General features: G+C 71.3%; 13 protein-coding genes. 10 read left to right on the top strand and 3 right to left on the bottom strand.

The genetic code is table 11. The features are described 5' to 3' along the window. Positions 1-66: 66 nt before the first annotated feature. From V5P93_RS29680 to V5P93_RS29660, 5 genes are all read left to right on the top strand, one after another. Positions 67-2,139: a S9 family peptidase gene (locus tag V5P93_RS29680; protein WP_104481821.1), complete on the top strand. Its 2,073-nt coding sequence runs from the start codon at positions 67-69 to the stop codon at positions 2,137-2,139. Positions 2,140-2,796: 657 nt separating this feature from the next. After that, positions 2,797-4,203 (top strand): aminotransferase class V-fold PLP-dependent enzyme, encoded by a 1,407-nt coding sequence (locus V5P93_RS29675; RefSeq protein ID WP_245931589.1) that lies wholly within the window; start codon positions 2,797-2,799, stop codon positions 4,201-4,203. Next, positions 4,194-5,462, top strand: a complete 1,269-nt coding sequence (locus tag V5P93_RS29670) for a lysine N(6)-hydroxylase/L-ornithine N(5)-oxygenase family protein (protein WP_104481786.1) — start codon at positions 4,194-4,196, stop codon at positions 5,460-5,462. The genes V5P93_RS29675 and V5P93_RS29670 overlap by 10 nt, the downstream gene beginning before the upstream one ends. Continuing rightward, complete coding sequence (locus V5P93_RS29665) at positions 5,447-7,201, top strand: IucA/IucC family siderophore biosynthesis protein (protein WP_104481787.1); 1,755 nt, start codon at positions 5,447-5,449, stop codon at positions 7,199-7,201. The genes V5P93_RS29670 and V5P93_RS29665 overlap by 16 nt, the downstream gene beginning before the upstream one ends. After that, positions 7,198-8,553: a glutamine synthetase gene (locus V5P93_RS29660; protein ID WP_104481788.1), complete on the top strand. Its 1,356-nt coding sequence runs from the start codon at positions 7,198-7,200 to the stop codon at positions 8,551-8,553. Before V5P93_RS29665 ends, V5P93_RS29660 begins: the two co-directional genes overlap by 4 nt. Here the strand turns inward: V5P93_RS29660 and V5P93_RS29655 are convergent. The 3 genes from V5P93_RS29655 to V5P93_RS29645 form a co-directional block, all read right to left on the bottom strand. After that, positions 8,536-8,904 carry a VOC family protein gene (locus V5P93_RS29655; RefSeq protein ID WP_104481789.1) on the bottom strand — a complete coding sequence of 123 codons (369 nt, stop codon included), beginning with the start codon at positions 8,902-8,904 and terminating at the stop codon, positions 8,536-8,538. The genes V5P93_RS29660 and V5P93_RS29655 overlap by 18 nt on opposite strands. Before the next feature lie 252 nt (positions 8,905-9,156). Continuing rightward, on the bottom strand, positions 9,157-9,597 hold the full coding sequence (locus V5P93_RS29650; RefSeq protein WP_104481790.1) for a hypothetical protein: 441 nt from the start codon (positions 9,595-9,597) through the stop codon (positions 9,157-9,159). A 16-nt stretch (positions 9,598-9,613) separates the two neighbouring features. After that, complete coding sequence (locus tag V5P93_RS29645) at positions 9,614-10,099, bottom strand: GtrA family protein (RefSeq protein WP_104481791.1); 486 nt, start codon at positions 10,097-10,099, stop codon at positions 9,614-9,616. 167 nt (positions 10,100-10,266) lie between these two features. Between V5P93_RS29645 and V5P93_RS29640 the strand changes: the two genes are divergently transcribed. From V5P93_RS29640 to V5P93_RS29620, 5 genes are read left to right on the top strand one after another with little or no spacing between them, the layout of a single operon-like run. Next, positions 10,267-11,070 carry a TIGR03084 family metal-binding protein gene (locus tag V5P93_RS29640; protein ID WP_104481792.1) on the top strand — a complete coding sequence of 268 codons (804 nt, stop codon included), beginning with the start codon at positions 10,267-10,269 and terminating at the stop codon, positions 11,068-11,070. After that, positions 11,067-13,379, top strand: coding sequence for an acyclic terpene utilization AtuA family protein (locus V5P93_RS29635; RefSeq protein WP_245931590.1), 2,313 nt, complete (start codon positions 11,067-11,069; stop codon positions 13,377-13,379). The genes V5P93_RS29640 and V5P93_RS29635 overlap by 4 nt, the downstream gene beginning before the upstream one ends. After that, a complete protein-coding gene (locus tag V5P93_RS29630) occupies positions 13,376-14,533 on the top strand; it encodes an acyl-CoA dehydrogenase family protein (RefSeq protein WP_104481793.1) in 1,158 nt (385 codons plus the stop codon). The genes V5P93_RS29635 and V5P93_RS29630 overlap by 4 nt, the downstream gene beginning before the upstream one ends. Next, positions 14,530-16,128 (top strand): acyl-CoA carboxylase subunit beta, encoded by a 1,599-nt coding sequence (locus V5P93_RS29625; protein ID WP_104481794.1) that lies wholly within the window; start codon positions 14,530-14,532, stop codon positions 16,126-16,128. The genes V5P93_RS29630 and V5P93_RS29625 overlap by 4 nt, the downstream gene beginning before the upstream one ends. 5 nt (positions 16,129-16,133) lie before the next feature. Next, a complete protein-coding gene (locus tag V5P93_RS29620) occupies positions 16,134-18,074 on the top strand; it encodes a biotin carboxylase N-terminal domain-containing protein (protein WP_104481822.1) in 1,941 nt (646 codons plus the stop codon). Positions 18,075-18,327 lie beyond the last annotated feature (253 nt).

The following is an 18,327-nucleotide window of genomic DNA, read 5'->3' as shown; positions in this document are numbered from 1 at the left end:
CAGAACCTGTCCACACCCCACGCCTCCACCCTGCCGCGCCAGCCCACGGGCGGATAGGTTGTGCCCGTGACCAGTGAGACCTCCTTCCTGCGCCTACAGGCGCGGACGCAGCGCTTCACCCTCGGCACGCCGAGGGAGTTCCGGATCGCGCCCGACGGCAGCCACCTGCTGTTCCTGCGCGCCGCCTCCGGCGAGGACCGCACCCACGTGTTGTGGAAGCAGGACCTCGCCACCGGCGGCGAGAGCAGGCTCGGCGACCCCGACACCCTGCTCGGTGGCGGCGCCGAGGAACTGCCCGCCGAGGAACGCGCCCGCCGCGAGCGCACCCGCGAGCAGGGCGGCGGCGTCACCGCCAACGCCACCGACGCCGCGGTCCGCGTCGCCGCCTTCGCGTTGTCCGGCCGCCTCTTCGTCGCCGACGCGCTCTCCGGCGAGGCCCGCGAGGTGGCCACGGTCACACCCATCATCGACCCGCGCCCCGACCCCACGGGCACCCGCGTCGCGTACGTCGCCGAGGGCGCGTTGCGGGTCGTCAACGTCGACGGCACCGACGACCGCGCCGTCGCCACCCCCGACGGCGCGGACCGCACCGCGGGCCTCGCCGAGTTCGTCGCCGCCGAGGAGATGGGCCGCTCCCGCGGCTACTGGTGGTCCCCCGACGGCACCCGCCTGCTCGTCGCGCACGTCGACAACAGCGACGTCCAGCGCTGGTACATCGCCGACCCGGCGAACCCGGGCGCCGAGCCCAACGTCGTGGCCTACCCGGCCGCGGGCACCCCGAACTCGAAGGTCGCGCTCGCCGTGCACGGCGTCGACGGCAGCCGCGTCGACGTGGACTGGGACGGCGTCGACCTGCCGTACCTGGTCACCGCGCACTGGTCGACGGGCGGCAGGCCGCTCATCGCCGTCCAGTCCCGCGACCAGCGCACCCTCGAGATCCGCGCCCTCGACCCGGACACCGGCGCCACCGAGGTCCTGCACACCGACACCGACGAGCACTGGGTCGAGATCCAGCCCGGCGTCCCCGCGTGGACCACGGGCGGCGAGCTGGTCCGCACCGAGGCCCGCGACGGCAGGTACCGGCTCGTCGTCGGCGACACCGTGGTCAGCGGCGACCTCCAGGTCCGCGCCGTGCTCGACGTGGCCGACGACGTCCTCTACTCGGCGTCCGCCGACGACCCCACCCAGGTGCACGTCCACCTGGGCGACCAGCGCCTGTCCACAGTGGATGGCGTGCACACCGCCGCCCGCGCGGGCGACGTCGTCGTGCTGTCGTCGTGGTCGCTCGACTGGTTCGGCCCTCGAGTCACCGTGCTGCGCGGCGGCGAACAGGTCGGCGAGGTCGCCGCGCTCAACGTCGAGCCCCCGTTGGCCGTCAACGCGCGACTGCTGACGGTCGGCGAGCGCGGCCTGCGCGCCGCCCTGCTCTACCCCACGGGCCACGTCCCGGGCAGCGGCCCGCTCCCGGTGCTCATGGACCCGTACGGCGGCCCGCACGCCCAGCGCGTGCTGTCCACGCGCGGCACATTCCTCACCTCGCAGTGGCTGGCCGACCAGGGCTTCGCCGTCATCGTCGCCGACGGCCGCGGCACGCCCGGCCGCGGCCCGGAGTGGGACCGCGCCATTGCGGGCGACCCGGCCGAGGTCACCCTCGCCGACCAGATCGACGCCCTGCGCGCCGTCGCCGCCGAACACCCCGATGTCGACCTGACCCGCGTCGCGATCCGCGGCTGGTCCTACGGCGGTTACCTGTCGGCGCTGGCCGTGCTGCGCGCCCCCGAGGTCTTCCACGCGGCCATCGCGGGTGCCCCGGTCACCGACTGGAGCCTCTACGACACGCACTACACCGAGCGCTACCTGGGCCACCCGGAGACGAACCCGGACGCCTACCGGCGCAACTCGCTGATCGACGACGCCCCGAAGCTCGACCGGCCGCTGCTGATCATCCACGGCCTGGCCGACGACAACGTGGTGGTCGCGCACGCGCTCCGCCTGTCGAGCGCGTTGACCGCCGCGGGCAGGCCGCACGCCCTGCTACCCCTACCGGGTGTCACCCACATGACGCCGCAGACCGACGACGTGGCGGAGAACTTCATGCTCCTCCAGGTCCGCTGGCTCAAGTCCGCCTTGGGCGCCTGAGACGACAACGCGTCCGCCTCACCTGTTCGGTGGGGCGGACGCGTCTCTCCAGCGACCTCGCGCGGATCGCCGCCCGGCGGAATGGGCCGAGTTCGGCGGGAACTCGGCTGCGTTCGCGGCGGTGCCCCGCGTGATCGCCGATCGGCGATTCGGTCCGAGCGGCGCGCCTACCTGCGTGATCCCTACCCGGCACCGAGGCGGTCAGGTGTCGCGCGACCTGCCGCGACGCGCCCCTGGTAGGTCAGGCGAGGGCCCGTGCCAAGTCCTACGCGCGGTGTTCGAACAACTACCGGCAACCCGCGTCGAGTCGTCCGTGCCGAGTTGTTCCCGCCCTCGCGGTGTGGATCATGCGCGAACGCGACAGCGGTCCCGGGTTTCCACTCGCCGTGACAAGACTCGGTCACGGCCACCCGTTCGTGTGGACGTACAGCCCGGTCGCGCCGTCCGGATTGGACGCCCGGACGTGCGGAACCACCCACCGTCCGGGCTTTTGACCTGCCCGGACCCTGGCGCGGAGCGCGCGAGCCAAGCAAGATCCCAAGTATGGACAGGTGTCGCTCGACCGTGGGAGGTGATCGCCGGCTATCTTAGTAAGGATAGGCAAACCTAAGAAGGGATGGTCTGGTGCGGGCTAACGGCCTCGACTGGGTTCCGCGAGTGCGGGAGACCCCCGCCGCCGCGTTGGCGGGGAGCGAGACGGTGGGGGAGCTGGTCACCGTCGCGCTCGCCGCCCTGGCCGAGGGGGTCCGCGACCGCGGCGGCCCCATCCCCGCGGGCGGCCCGACCGCCGCGGACGCGGCCATCGCCGACCTGCCCGCACTGCCCGTCGAGGGCATCGGCGCCGAAGCTGCCATCGCCGAGCTGAGCGCGATCCTGGCCGCGGGCTCCGCCGACCCGGTCGACCCCTGGTGCGCCGCCCACCTGCACTGCCCGCCGCTGGCCGTCGCCGCCGCCGCGGATCTGGTGGCCAGCGTCCTCAACCCGTCCATGGACTCCTGGGACCAGGCCCCCGCCGCCAGCGCCATCGAACGCGCGCTCGCCGACGACCTCGCCCGCCTGGCGTACCCGTCCGCCGACCGGCCCGACGCGCTGATCACCAGCGGCGGCACCGAGTCCAACCTGACCGCCCTCCTGCTGGCTCGCGAGACCCTCGGCGCCGACACCGTCGTCGTCAGCGGTGACAACGCCCACCACAGCGTCGCCCGCGCCGCCTGGCTCCTCGGCCTGCCCAAACCCGTCCCGGTCGCGACCACCGACGACCGCATCGACCTCGGTGCGCTCGCCGCCACCCTCGCCGAACTGCGCCGACCCGCCGTCGTAGTGGCCACCGCGGGCACCACCAACTCGGGCGCCATCGACCCGCTCACCGAGATCGCCGACCTCACCCGCGCCGCGGGCGCCTGGCTGCACGTCGACGCCGCGTACGGCGGCGCCCTCCTCTTCAGCCGCCACCGCGCGCTCGCCGTCAAGGGACTCGACCGGGCCGACTCCATCGCCCTCGACCTGCACAAACTCGGGTGGCAGCCGATCGCCGCGGGCATCCTCGTCTGCCGCGACCGCTCCCTCACCGCGCTCCTGGACACCAACGCCGACTACCTCAACGCCGTCGACGACACCGAGGCCGGGCTCCCCGACCTGCTCGGCCGCTCCCTGCGCACCTCCCGCCGCCCGGACGCCTTCAAGATCGTCGTCACCACCCGCGCCCTCGGCACATCGGGCCTGGGCCTGCTCGTCGACCGCTGCTGCGAGAACGCCGCCGCCGTCGCGCGCGCCGTCGCCGACCACCCCGCACTACGACTCTGGGCAGCGCCCTCTCTCTCGACAGTCCTGCTTCGCCCCACCGCCGCGGACGACCTCCCTCCCGAAGAGGGCGACGAACTGGTCGCCGCGGTCCGCCGTGCCCTCCTCGACGACGGCGCCGCCGTGCTCGGTAGGGCAACCCTGCGCACCCCGACCGGTACCGCGTTGTGGCTCAAACTGACTCTCTTGCACCCACACGCCACCCCGGCCGACTACCTGCCCCTGCTGGATCTGGTCGCGGAAAAGGCGGACCGGTGCCGCTAGACCTCGTCGGGGTCGGCATCGGCCCGTTCAACCTGTCGCTCGCGGCGCTCGCGTCGCGGGTCGACGGTTTCCGCGCGCGGTTCCTCGACCGCCGCCCCGACTTCCGCTGGCACCCCGGTCTGCTCATCGACGGCACCACCCTGCAGGTGCCGTTCCTCGCCGACCTGGTCACCCTCGTGGACCCCACCAACCCCCTGTCGTTCCTCAACTACCTACGCCACCGCGACCGCCTCTTCCCCTTCTACTTCACCGAGCGCTTCCACATCCCCCGCGCCGAGTACGACGACTACTGCCGCTGGGCGGCTGAACGCCTTCCGTCGTGCGCCTTCGGGCAGGAGGTAGTCGCCGTGGAGTGGTCGGCCGACGAGGAGCTCTTCGAGGTCACCACCCAGAACGACACCCTCTTAACGCACAACGTCGTCATCGGTATCGGCACCGAACCGGTCTTACCGGCGCCCTTGGCCGAAGTGGCCCACCACTCGGCGGACTACCTCACCGTGCGAGACGAGCTCCTAGGGCTAGACGACGTCACCGTGGTCGGGTCAGGCCAATCAGGCGCGGAGGTCTTCCTCGACCTCTTACGCAGACGCGGCGGTGGGCTTCGCTGGCTCACCCGCACCCCCGCCTTCGCGCCCATGGAGTACTCCAAACTCGGGCTCGAACACTTCACCCCCGACTACACCCGCTACTTCCACACCCTCCCCGAACCCACCCGCGACGCCCTGGTCCCCGCCCAGTGGCAGCTCTACAAGGCCATCAGCGCCGACACCCTCGCCGAGATCCACGACGAGCTCTACCGGCGCACCGTCGGCGGCGGCTGGCCCGACGTCACCCTCACCCCCGGCATCGAGGTCACCTCCGCCCGCCGCGCGGACGGCCGCGTCGACCTCGACCTGCGCCACACCCACCAAGGCGCGACGGCCACCGCCCGCACCGACGCCGTCGTCTGCGCCACCGGCTACGCCGAACGCGACCTCCACGCCCTCCTCGGCCCGCTCCTCGGCCCCCGCGACCACGCGGGCCGCCACACCGTCGACGCCGAGTTCCGCGTCGGCCTGCGGCCCGACATCACCGGCGCGGTGTACGCGCAGAACGCCGAGCGGCACACGCACGGCGTCGGCGCCCCCGACCTCGGCCTCGCCGCCTGGCGCGCGGCGACCATCCTCAACGCCGTGTGCGGGCGGGCGGTCCACCCGCTGCCCGAGCGCACCGCGTTCACGACGTTCGGATTGGCGACACAGCGATGGAGGGCGACGTGACGACCGCATGGCGGGACGCCGGTGCGCTGGTGGTGCACAAGATGCTCGGCGAGCTGAGCTACGAGGGCCTGTTGCGGCCCGAACCGGAGGGCGACGGCGCCTGGCGGCTGGAACTGGTGGGCGGGGCGGTCTACCGGTTCACCGCGCGGCGCGGCGCCTTCGACTCCTGGGCCGTGCGCGCGGGCAGCGCGACCCGCGACGGCGAACCGGCCGACGACCCGCGCACCCTGGTCGTCGACGCCCGCACCGAACTGGGCCTCACCGGCCTGCGGCTGGCCGACGTGCTCGCCGAGCTCACCGCGACCGTCACCAACGAGGCCGCCCGGCTCGCCGACGCCCCGACCGCCGCCGAGCTGTCCAAAATGGACTACGACGAGGCGGACGGGCACCTCACCGGCCACCCCCGGCTCGTGCTCAACAAGGGCCGGGTCGGCTTCTCCGCCCACGACCGCGCCCGGTACGCGCCGGAATCGGGCGCCGGGTTCGCGCTGCCGTGGATCGCGGTGCACCGCGACCACGCGAGCTTCCGCTGCGTGTCCACGCTGACCGAGGAGAAGCTGCTGGTCGGCGAACTGGGCGCGGCCAAGCTGGCCGCGTTCCGGGCGAAGCTGACCGACCCGGCGAGCTACGTGCTGATGCCCGTGCACCCGTGGCAGCTCGACGAGGTCGTGGGCACCCTGTACGCCAGGGAACTGGCCACCGGCGTCGTCGTGCCGGTGGGGGAGAGCACGGACCGCTACCGTCCACACCAGACCGTCCGGACCCTGGCCAACGCCTCCCACCCGACCCGCTACGACGTGAAGACCGCGCTGTCGGTGCGCAACACCCTGGTGTACCGGGGACTGGCGTCGGCGGCGACCCTGGCCGCGCCCGAGGTGACGACCTGGCTGCGGGCCGTCTACCAGAGCGACGAGCTGCTGCGCGACCGCTACCGCTTCGACCTGCTCGGCGAGATCGCCAGCGTCTCGGTGCGCCACCCCCTGCTCGGCGCCATCGAGGAACTGCCCTACCGCTTCCACGAGACACTCGGCGCCCTGTGGCGCGAACCCATCCGAACCCGCCTCGCCGACGGCGAACAGGCCATCTCCTTCGCCGCCCTGCCCTACCGCGGCACCGACGGCTCCGTGCTGGCCCACCTCGTCAGCTCCTCCGGCATGTCCACTGAGGACTGGACGCGGCGGTTGCTGGACCTGCTCCTCACCCCGCTGCTGCACTGGCTGCTCGCCCACGGCGTCGGCTTCTGCCCGCACGGCCAGAACCTCATCCTGGTCACCGACCAGCGCGGCAGACCCAAGCACGTCGCCATCAAGGACTTCGCCCAGGGCGTCGACCTGCTCGACGAACCCGTGCCCGCCTACGACCTGCTCGGCCCCGCCGCGCGCGCCGACATGCTGCGCTGGCCGCCGCACCTGCTCGCGCAGTCCCTGTTCAGCTCCGTCTTCGCGGGCCAACTCCGGTTCCTGGCGGAGATCCTGGACGACGAACTCGGCTTCCCGCGCCCCCGCCTGTGGACCCTGGTCCGCGAGGTCGTCTCCGCCTACCGCGACGCGCACCCGGAAACCGCCGCCCGCTTCGACGCCTGCGCACTGTTCGCCCCCGAGGTCGAACGCGTCTGCCTCAACCGCGAACACCTCGCGGGCCAGGGATTCGACAAGGTCGAACGCGACGACGAGTTCGACGTGCGCTTCGGCCGCGCCTCGAACCCGCTCGCCGCGCCCGACCCGGAAGGTGCCTGGTGACCGCCATCGACCACGCGCGACCAGTGGGCCCGCGCACCCTCGCCGCGCGGGCCCAGGCCGCGACTTCGCTGTCGGGCGCCCTGCGCGGCGCCGTCGCCAAGGGCGAGGTCCGGCGCGTGGTGTGCCTCGTGCCGGACCCGCACGCCCGGTTCGCCGCGGTGGAACTGGACGCGAACTTCTTCGTGGACACCGTCCTGTCGACCGGCTACGGCATGTGCTCGTACGTCCTCGGCTGGAACCCGGAACGCGAAGCCGTCAACGCCCCCGCCGTGGACCAGTTCCTCGGCGGCTACGGCGACCTCCGCCTCCGCCCCGACCTGGCCACCCTCACCCCCGACGGCCCCACCCGCTGGCAGGTCGTCTGCGACGTCGAGTGGCCGGACGGCAGACCCGTGCCCGAGGCCCCGCGCACGACGCTGCGAGACCAGTTGGTGGCAGCCGAGAAGCACGACCTCGTGCCCTCCATCGGCATCGAGCACGAGGTCACCTTCACCCGCCCCGACGGCACCCCCCTGACCACCGCGGGCCTCGACTACGCCGTCGGGGCCCTGTCGCCCCTGTCCGGTCTGCTGGCCGACGTCCACACCGCCGTCGACACCCTCGGCCTCGGCGTGGAATCCGCCCGCGGCGAGTGCCACCCCGGGCAGTACGAGGTAGTCCAGCGCCACCGCGACGCCCTGGCCGCCTGCGACGACGCCATGCTCCACCAGCTGGTCATCCGCCGAACCGCCGCCGCACACGGCCTCCGGGCGGGCTACCTGGCGTCCGAAGCCCCCGGCACCGGCGGCTCCTGCCACGTCCACCTGTCCATTTCGGACCCATCGGGCGTCTCCCAGGTCCCCGGCGACCGCCCCGGCCAACTCTCCACCGTCTTCGGCCACTTCCTCGCGGGCATCCTCCGCGCGGCCCCCGACCTGACCGCGTTCTGGGCCCCCACCTGGAACTCCTACGTCCGACTGCGCACCGGCCCCTTCTCCCCGAGGTCGGTGCGCTGGGCCGTCGACGACCGCACGGCCGCCATCCGCATCACCGGCTACGGCCCGTCCCTGCGGATGGAGGCCCGGTTCGCGGGCGCCGACGCCCAGCCGCACCTCGTCGTGGCGGCCCTGCTGGCCTCCGGCCTCTCCGGCGTGGAGGAGCGGCTACCGCTGCCCGCCGAGAACAAGCAAACCGGTGACCTCGCCAGAACCCCTTGGGAGGCCTTGAACCGCCTCACCACGTCGAAGCTCCCCACCGCCCTCCTGGGCGAGGCCGTCGTCGACCACCGCGCCGCCTTCCTGGGCGAGGAACTCGACTGGGGCCTGGATCAGGTAACCGAATCCCACCGCACCCGCTCAGACCTGCGCGCGTGACCCAACCCGGTGCAAAGTCCCATCCACGTCGACGAACGCGAACTCCCGCAACCCGTAGTCGGTGTCCTGGGGCGCCGTCAACCGCCCCTCGACCCCGGAACCCGCCCACTCGGCGTGCACCGCGTCGGCATCCGAGACATAGAGGTAGACGGCGGACGCGGTGCTCTTCGGATCGTGCTCCGCCCACTCGGTCAAATGCAGCGAAACCTTTCCCCGCCGCACAAACCCGTACCTGGCCCCACCGGTGTAGGCGTCGGCCTCGAACCCCAACGCCCGATACCGCGCCAGCGCCGCGTCCAAGTCCACCACGGGCACAATCGGGGCGATCTCCTCGAACCCAACCTCGGACATCCAACCTCCCAGCCAACTCGCCGACCTGCACCTGCTCTGCCGCGGCGGGGTCTTGCCCGACAAGTTTGACCCGAGCGCGAATCGGCCACCCGCGCCCGGTACGCAAGATCGCGAGTTATCCCCATCCCCGCATCCCATCCACCGCCCGCCAAATCGGCTTCCAAACCCCTGACCAGCGCCGATAGGATGGCATCAAGGGCCTGCCCCCAGGGCGGGAGGGGCGTGCCCCGGGGGATCTTGTGGGAAGCGGGACTACTCGGTCGGTTCCGGCTCGACGACGGTGCCCGCCCGGGCCGTCGCCTCATCCCGCACGAACCCCAACGACTCCCCGATGTTCGCCAACGCCACCCCGCACTCGTCCACCGACGGCGTACCCGGATCCCCACAGCGGTTGTCGGCGTACGCCGCCACCTCCGCGCGCAGCCGCTCCGCCTGCCGCGCGTACTCGGTGTCACCCGGCACCGTCGACATGGCCGCGACCAGGTCGCTCACCCGCCCGACGTAGTCCTCGCACGTCCACGGGTCGGAAATCCCGTCCGGCCCACTCGCCCGCTGCGCGCACGGATCGGCCAGCGCCGCCCCCACCTTCGCCAGCAGGTCCGCGGCCGCCACGGGGGGCGGGGCCGGAGCGGGTGACTCGGCGGTCCCGCACCCGGCGACCAGCAGCACGACCGCGATCAACACCCTGCGCATGGCGCGGACCCTATCGTCACCCCTTCAGGCGAGGTTCGCGGAACACCACCCAGCGCATGCACACGTACATGTACACGGCCTCGCACGCCCCCGCCGCCACCCGCGCGAGGTGGTAGTCGACGCCCAGTGCCGCCAGGCCGCTGCCGACGCCGAGGATCCAGGCCAGGTAGTTGATCGTCACGACGACCACGTACCGGCCGACCTGCGGGCCGACGTCCGCGTGCGACCGGAAGTTCAGGGCGCGGTTGAGCACGAAGCTCAGCCCGAACGCCAACACGTACCCGATCGTGATGCTGACCGGCAACGGCCACCCGAACCCGCTCCGCATCAGCGTCAGCAGCGCCAGGTCGACCGCGAAGGTGAACCCGTTGATCACCCCGAAGCCCAGCAGGCTCGGCGGCACCACCCGGCTCAGCCCGAACGGCAGCCGCCGCGTGATCGCCGCCATGGCCGCGCCGAACCGCTCCCCGCGCTCGTGCCGCCGAACCTCCCGCACCGACATACCGCCATCCTGACGATCTTGAATGACCATTCGCCGACCGGTGGGCGAACACGCGGCGGTCCCGGCGCGGAACAAAACCACTGTAACAGCGCGGAGGCCTAGCGTGACGAGAAACAATCAAGCGCGAATGCTTGAAAATTCGCTGTGACCCGTGCCACCGTGGACCCGTGATCGACCTCCACGCCCTCCTGGCGGACCTGCGCGACGAAGGCGCCGAACTCGACGCCTGGCTGACCGACCTCCCCGCCCGCGCCTGGCACACCCCCACCCCCGCCGCGCGCTGGACGATCGCCCACCAGGTCGCACACCTCGCGTGGACCGACGACCGCGCCCTCCTGTCCGCCGCCGACCCCGACGCCTTCGTCGCCGACCCCGACGCCTTCGTCGCCGAGGCCACCCGCGCGCTCGGCGACCCCACGGGCTTCGTCGACCGCGGCGCCGAGGAAGGCGCGACCCGAGACCCGGCCGAACTGCTCGCCGCCTGGCGCACGGGCCGCGACCGCCTGGCCGACACCCTCGCGCACGTGCCCCCGGGCACGAAACTGCTCTGGTACGGCCCACCCATGAGCCCCGCCTCCATGGCCACCGCCCGCCTCATGGAGACCTGGGCGCACGCGGGCGACGTCGCCGCGGCCCTCGACATCCCACGGGAGCCCACCCGCCGCCTCCGGCACATCGCCCACCTCGGCGTCCGAACCCGCGACTTCGCCTACCTCGCCCGCGCCCTGCCGATCCCCGCCGCCGAGTTCCGCGTCGAACTGGCCGCACCCGACGGCGAAACCTGGACCTGGGGACCGCAAGGCGCACCCCAACGCATCACCGGGTCAGCGCACGACTTCTGCCTCCTCGTCACCCAACGCGTCCACCGCGACGACACCGACCTCGAATCCGAAGGCGCCGACGCCCACCACTGGCTCCGCATCGCCCAAGCCTTCGCGGGCCCACCCGGCACCGGACGGCCGAGGTCGTGATCCGCGTCGGCAACGCCTCAGGCTTCTACGGCGACCGCTTCACCGCCGTCCACGAGATGCTGACCGGCGGCGACCTCGACGTGCTCACCGGCGACTACCTGGCCGAGCTGACCATGCTCGTCCTCGGCCGCCAACGCCTCAAGGACCCCCGCGCCGGCTACGCCGAAACCTTCCTGCGCCAGCTGGCGGACACCCTCGACCTGGCCCTCGGCCGCGGCGTCAAGATCGTCACGAACGCGGGCGGCCTCAACCCGGCGGGCCTCGCCGACGCCATCCGGGCCCTCGGCACCCGGGCCAAGGTCGCCCACGTCGAAGGCGACGACTTGGTGCCCCGGGCCGCCTCCCTCGGCCTCGGCGACGCCCTCACCGCCAACGCCTACCTCGGCGCCTGGGGCATCGCCGAATGCCTCCGCGCGGGCGCCGACGTCGTCATCACCGGCCGCGTCACCGACGCCTCCCTCACCGTCGGCCCAGCCGCCGCCCACTTCGGCTGGCACCCCACCGACTACGACCGCCTGGCAGGCGCCACAGTCGCGGGCCACCTCATCGAATGCGGCCCCCAGGTCACCGGCGGCAACTACGCCTTCTTCACCGAACTCGACCCAACCCACCCGCCCTTCCCCCTAGCCGAAATCCACGACGACGGCACCTCGGTCATCACCAAACACCCCAACACCGGCGGCGCGGTCACCCGGGAAACCGTTACCGCCCAACTGCTCTACGAGATCCAAGGCCCCCACTACCTAGGCCCCGACGTCACCACCCACCTCGACACCGTCACCCTCACCGCCGACGGCCCCGACCGCGTTCGAGTCAGCGGAGTCCGCGGCACCCCGCCACCGGACACGGTCAAGGTCTGCGTCAACACCCTGGCGGGCTTCAAGAACAGCGTGACCTTCATCCTCTGTGGACTCGACATCGAGGAAAAGGCCACCCTGGCCCGTCGCCAGGTGGAACGCGCCCTGGGTCCCGACGGCATCACCTGGACCCTGGCCAGAACGGATCACCCCGACGCCGCCACGGAGGAGACTGCCAGCGCCCTCCTCCACGCCACGATCCACACCGAAGACCCCACCCGAGCCAAAGCCTTCGCCCGCACCACGGTCGAACTGGCACTCGCCAGCTACCCGGGTTTCACCCTCACCACCCCACCCCCCGACCCCACCCCCATCGGCGTCTACCGACCCGCCTACCTACCCCGCCACCAGATCCCGCACACAGCGGTACTTCCCGACGGCACCCGCCACCCCTTCCCATGGCCACCCGAAACCGCCCCAACCCCCGCAGCTCAAGCCAATTCCACCCCGACATCTCCCCGCGCCCCCGCACCCGCCACCACCCAGCCACCAACGACCGCCGCCCACGCCGTCGCCGGCCCAGCTCATTCCTTTGCCTCTGCCCAGCCGCCGGCGGAGGTCGGCGCCCAAACTGACTCCACCCCAACTCCTCCCTCCGCTCCGTCGCCCGCAACCACCCAGTCGCCAAGGGATGCCGTCACCGGCCCGGCTCGCTCCTTGGTCTCTGCCCAGCTGGCAGCGTGCACTGCTTCCTTCACTCCTGCGCCCACCGCCGACCGGCCACCGACGGGCGCTGGTGCACCGCAATCCACCTCCGAGACGGCTCAATCCGTCGCACCGCCGGCCGTCACCGCCGAGTGGCCATTGGACGCTGGAACCCAGCAACCTGCCGCTGACCCCGCTGTCCCCCTGCCCGCCGCACAGTCGCCAACAGGCTCCATCACCCCGGATGCCTCCACCCTGGCTCATCCCGTTCCCCCGCGGGCGGACACCGCCCAGCCGCCGACGAGCGCAGCCGTTCAGCGAGCCGTCCCCCATCCGGCCCAAATCCCCACCCCTCCGGCCAACAGCGAGCCCGTGCCGCCGTTGCCCACCAACCCGTCCCAGCCCACGCCCCGCAACGCGAACTCCGCTCCCCAGCCGGACACCCCACCTACGAGTCACCCCGGCACGCCTCCCCAGACCCGCCGCGTGCCGCTAGGCACGATCCTCGGCGCGCGGTCCGGCGACAAAGGCGGCGACGCCAACCTCGGCGTCTGGGCACGCACCCCCGACGCCTACCCCTGGCTCGTCCACACCCTCACCACCGACCGCCTGCGCACACTGCTCCCCGAGACCGCCGACCTGCCCATCGAGCGGCACCTCCTCCCCAACCTCAACGCCGTCAACTTCGTCATCCACACCCTCCTCGGCCAAGGCGTCGCGGCCTCGACCCGCTTCGACCCGCAGGCCAAAGCCCTGGGGGAGTGGCTCCGAGCCCGGTACGTCGACGTCCCGGAGGCCCTGCTGTGACCCCCTTCGACACCCCCGAACGCCGTGACCTGCGCGAAGCCGTCCGCCGGTTCACCACCACCGAGATCCGCCCCCACCTCGACACCTGGGAACGCGACGGCGAACTGCCCCGAGACCTCCACCGCAAAGCCGCCGCCCTGGGCCTCCTCGGCGTGGCCTTTCCCGAATCCGCGGGCGGCGGCGACGGCACCCTCCTCGACGCCCTGACCGTCGTCGAGGAAATGCACCACGCAGGCGCGTCAGGCGGCGTCATCGCATCCCTGCTGACCTGCGGAATCGCCCTCCCGCACCTCATCGCCGCGGGCAACCCCGAGCACATCGACCGCTGGGCCCGCCCCACCCTCGCGGGCGCCACCATCGGTGCGCTCGCCATCACCGAACCCGACGGCGGCTCCGACGTCGCCAACCTGCGCACCACCGCCACCCGCCACGGCGACCACTACACCGTCAACGGCGCCAAAACCTTCATCACCTCCGGCGTCCGCGCCGACTTCGTCACCACCGCCGTCCGAACCGGCGGCCCCGGCGCCCGCGGAATCTCCCTGCTGGTAATAGAAAAGAGCACGCCAGGCTTCACCGTCGGCAAACCCCTGGCAAAAATGGGCTGGCACTGCTCCGACACCGCCGAACTGTCCTTTGTGGACTGCAAAGTCCCCGCGGCCAACCTGATCGGCCGGGAAAACACCGGCTTCACCCACATAGCCACCCACTTCGCCGCCGAACGCCTGACCCTCGCCACCCAGGCCCACGCCACCGCCCGACGCGCCCTCGACCTGACCATCGACTGGTGCCGCACCAGGGAAACCTTCGGCCGCCCCCTGATCTCCCGCCAATCCGTCCAGTTCACCCTCGCCGAAATGACAAGAAAAGTCGACGTCGCCCGAACCTACACGCGCGTCACAGCCCAACGCCACCAGGCAGGCGAAGACGTGACCACCGAGGTCTGCTTCGCCAAGAACACCGCCGTGGAAGCGGGCACCTGGGTTGTCGACCGCGCCGTCCAACTCCACGGCGGCCTCGGCTACCTCCGCGAGTCCGAAGTGGAACGCCACTACCGGGACATGCGAATCCTGGGAATCGGCGGCGGCACCGACGAAATCATGACCACCCTCGCCGCCAAACGCCTCGGCTACACCGCGGAGCCGCGCCCATGACCCTCATGCGATCGTCCCTCGACACCACCACCCCCGAATTCCACGACAACCACGCCGCCATGGTCGACAAACTCGACCAGCTCACCGCCGAACACGCCAAGGCCGTCGCGGGCGGCGGCGAGAAGTACGTCGCCCGCCACCGGGAACGCGGCAAACTGACCGCCCGCGAACGCGTCGAACTCCTGCTCGACCCCGACTCCCCGTTCCTCGAACTCTCCCCGCTCGCCGCCTGGGGCAGCGACTACCAGGTCGGCGGCAGCCTCGTCACCGGCATCGGCGTCATCGAAGGCGTCGAATGCGTGATCAACGCCAACGACCCCACCGTCAAAGGCGGCGCGATCAACCCCTGGGGCATGCGCAAAGGCTTCCGCGCCGCCGACATCGCCGCCCAGAACCGACTCCCCACCATCAGCCTCGTCGAATCCGGCGGCGCCGACCTCCCCACCCAGAAAGACATCTTCATCCCCGGCGGCCGCACCTTCCGCGACCTCACCCGCGCATCCGCCGCCAAAATCCCCACGGTCGCCATCGTCTTCGGAAACTCCACCGCAGGCGGCGCCTATCTCCCCGGAATGTCCGACCACGTCATCATGGTCCGCGACCGCGCCAAGGTCTTCCTCGGTGGACCGCCCCTCGTCAAAGTGGCCACCGGCGAGGAGTCCGACGACGAATCCCTGGGCGGCGCCGAGATGCACGCCCGAACCTCCGGCCTCGCCGACTACCTCGCCACCGACGAACGCGACGGCATCCGCCTGTGCCGCCGCGTCATCGCCCGACTCAACTGGCGCAAACAAGGCCCCGAACCCGCGCGCGACTACGCCGACCCCCGCTACGACGAAGAAGACCTCCTCGGCATCGTCCCCGCCGACCTGAAAATCCCCTTCGACCCGCGAGAAGTCATCGCCAGAGTCGTCGACGGCTCAGACTTCGACGAATTCAAACCCCGCTACGGAACAAGCCTCGTCACCGGCTGGGCGCAACTCCACGGCTATCCGGTAGGAATCCTCGCGAACGCCCGAGGAGTCCTCTTCGGTGAAGAATCGCAAAAGGCAACGCAATTCATCCAACTCGCCAATCAAACCGACACCCCGCTCATCTTCCTGCACAACACAACCGGCTACATGGTCGGCAAGGAATACGAACAGAGCGGCATCATCAAACACGGCGCCATGATGATCAACGCCGTCGCCAACTCCAAGGTCCCCCACCTCTCCGTCCTCATCGGATCCTCCTACGGCGCCGGCCACTACGGCATGTGCGGCCGCGCCTACGACCCGCGTTTCCTCTTCGCCTGGCCCAGCGCCAAATCCGCCGTCATGGGACCCGCGCAGCTCGCAGGAGTCCTGTCCATCGTCATGCGCCAAGGCGCCGAACGCCGCGGCCAGCCCTACAACGAGGAGCACGACGCCGCCATGCGCGCCATGGTCGAGGGCCAGATCGAGGCCGAGTCCCTGCCCATGTTCCTCTCCGGCATGCTCTACGACGACGGCATCATCGATCCCCGCGACACCCGAACCGTCCTGGGCCTCTGCCTGTCATCCATCCACAACGGACCAATCGCGGGCGCCGACGGCTTCGGCGTCTTCCGGATGTGACCGCCGTGATCACCTCCATCCTGGTCGCCAACCGCGGCGAGATCGCCCGCCGCGTCTTCCGCACCGCCCGCACCCTGGGCCTGGCCACGGTCGCCGTCCACTCCGATGCCGACGCCGACCAGCCGCACGTCACCGAGGCCGACTCCGCCGTCCGCCTCCCCGGCGAGGCCCCGGCCGACACCTACCTCCGCGCGGACCTGCTCGTCGCCGCCGCCCGCGCCGCCAACGCCGACGCCGTCCACCCCGGCTACGGCTTCCTCTCCGAGAACGCCGACTTCGCCCGCGCCGTCCTCGCGGCAGGCCTGACCTGGATCGGCCCGGCCCCGGACGTCATCGAACGCATGGGCTCCAAGATCGAGTCCAAACGTCTCATGGCCGCCGCGGGCGTCCCCGTCCTGGCCCGGCTCGACAACGTCACCGCCGACGACCTCCCCGTCCTGATCAAGGCCTCCGCAGGCGGCGGCGGCCGCGGCATGCGCGTCGTCCGCACCCTCGACGACCTCGAGCCGGAACTGGCCGCTGCGCGAACCGAAGCCGCCTCAGCGTTCGGTGACCCCACCGTGTTCTGCGAGCCCTACCTGGAACACGGTAGGCACATCGAGGTCCAAATCATGGCCGACACCCAAGGCACGGTGTGGGCGGTAGGCGAACGAGAGTGCTCTATACAGCGACGGCACCAGAAGGTGGTGGAGGAGTCCCCGTCACCATTGGTGGACCGGATCGGCGGTATGCGTAAGAGGCTGTTCACCGCCGCACGCGCCGCAGCGACCACCATCGGCTACACCGGCGCAGGCACCGTCGAGTTCCTCGCCGACGACACCGGGCGCTTCTACTTCCTGGAGATGAACACCCGCCTCCAGGTCGAGCACCCCGTTACCGAGTGCGTCACCGGCCTCGACCTGGTCCAACTCCAAATCGCCATCGCCGACGGCGAACACCTACCCGCCGAACCACCCCCAAGTTCCGGCCACGCCATCGAGGCCCGCCTCTACGCCGAAGACCCCGCCCAAGACTGGCGCCCCCAAACCGGAACCCTCCACCACTTCCACGTCCCCGACGTCGATCACACCTTCGGGTGTAGCGGAAAATCGGGACTACGCCTCGACTCCGGCGTAGAATCGGGAAGTGGCGTCGGCACGCGCTACGACCCGATGTTGGCCAAAGTCATCGCCTGGGCCCCAACTCGGACAGCAGCCGCACGACACCTCGCCAGCACTCTCCTGCGAACAAAACTGCACGGAATCCGGACCAACCGCGATCTCCTGGTGCGGGTACTGAGGCACGCCACCTTCCTCGAAGGCGACGCCAACACAACCTTCCTCCGCCGCCCCGAACTAACCGAACCACTCCTCAACCAGGACGCCGAGGGCTTGTGCGCGCTAGCCGCAGCCCTCGCCGACGCCGCGACCAACCGCACCCAGTCCCGCGTACTCGGCCGCCTCCCCTCAGGCTGGCGCAACGTCCCCTCACAACCCCAAATGAAGACCATCGGCGACCACGAGGTCCACTACCGCCTGGACCGCGGCCGTCTCATCACCGACACCCACCCGCCCCTGACCCTCATCTCCGCAACCCCCGACCTCGTCCGCCTCGAGACCGGCGGAGTAACCCGCACCTACCAGATATCCCAAACCCCCGGCTGGTCCCACATCGACACCCCGGACGGCTCAACAGCGTTCCCCATACCCCCCAGACACCCAGACCCAACCACCCAAACCCCAGCCGGCTCCCTACTGGCCCCCATGCCAGGCACAGTAACCCGAGTCGCGGTCACCCCAGGCACCCACGTCACCGCGGGCCAACCCCTCCTGTGGCTGGAAGCAATGAAGATGCAACACCGCATCGACGCCCCAACCACCGGAGTCGTCACCGAACTGCCCGTAGCCGTAGGAAACCAAGTACACCCCGGCCAAGTCCTAGCCGTCGTAACCGACGAAACCCTATGACCCCAACAACCCACTCCACCCCCACCCAACCCCAGCGCCGCCCCCCAACACCAGCACCGCCTTCCCCACCCCGGCAACCACTCCCGCACGCGCTCAAGCCAACGTCGGCAACAATCGCTCACCCATCCTCGGCCCCGCCCTCCCAACCGCGGCGGCCACTCCCGTGCACCCCGAAGCCAGCTTCGGCGATCTCGCCTAGCCAGCCCCGGCGTTGCTGTCACCTCGTCTCCGCCCACCCGACTATGGCTGCCGC

Origin of the sequence: Actinokineospora auranticolor (assembly GCF_041897805.1) — a bacterium.
Taxonomy (GTDB): Bacteria; Actinomycetota; Actinomycetes; order Mycobacteriales; family Pseudonocardiaceae; genus Actinokineospora; species Actinokineospora auranticolor.
Note: the sequence above shows the minus strand (reverse complement) of the source record. Positions and strands in the feature narration are given on the sequence as shown.

Excerpts from the sequence above, each read along its gene's own strand:
- V5P93_RS29665 (WP_104481787.1), top strand. The coding sequence starts at position 5,447 with ATGGAGGGCGACGTGACGACCGCATGGCGGGACGCCGGTGCGCTGGTG.
- V5P93_RS29655 (WP_104481789.1), bottom strand. The coding sequence starts at position 8,904 with ATGTCCGAGGTTGGGTTCGAGGAGATCGCCCCGATTGTGCCCGTGGTG.
- V5P93_RS29650 (WP_104481790.1), bottom strand. The coding sequence starts at position 9,597 with ATGCGCAGGGTGTTGATCGCGGTCGTGCTGCTGGTCGCCGGGTGCGGG.
- V5P93_RS29645 (WP_104481791.1), bottom strand. The coding sequence starts at position 10,099 with ATGTCGGTGCGGGAGGTTCGGCGGCACGAGCGCGGGGAGCGGTTCGGC.
- V5P93_RS29625 (WP_104481794.1), top strand. The coding sequence starts at position 14,530 with ATGACCCTCATGCGATCGTCCCTCGACACCACCACCCCCGAATTCCAC.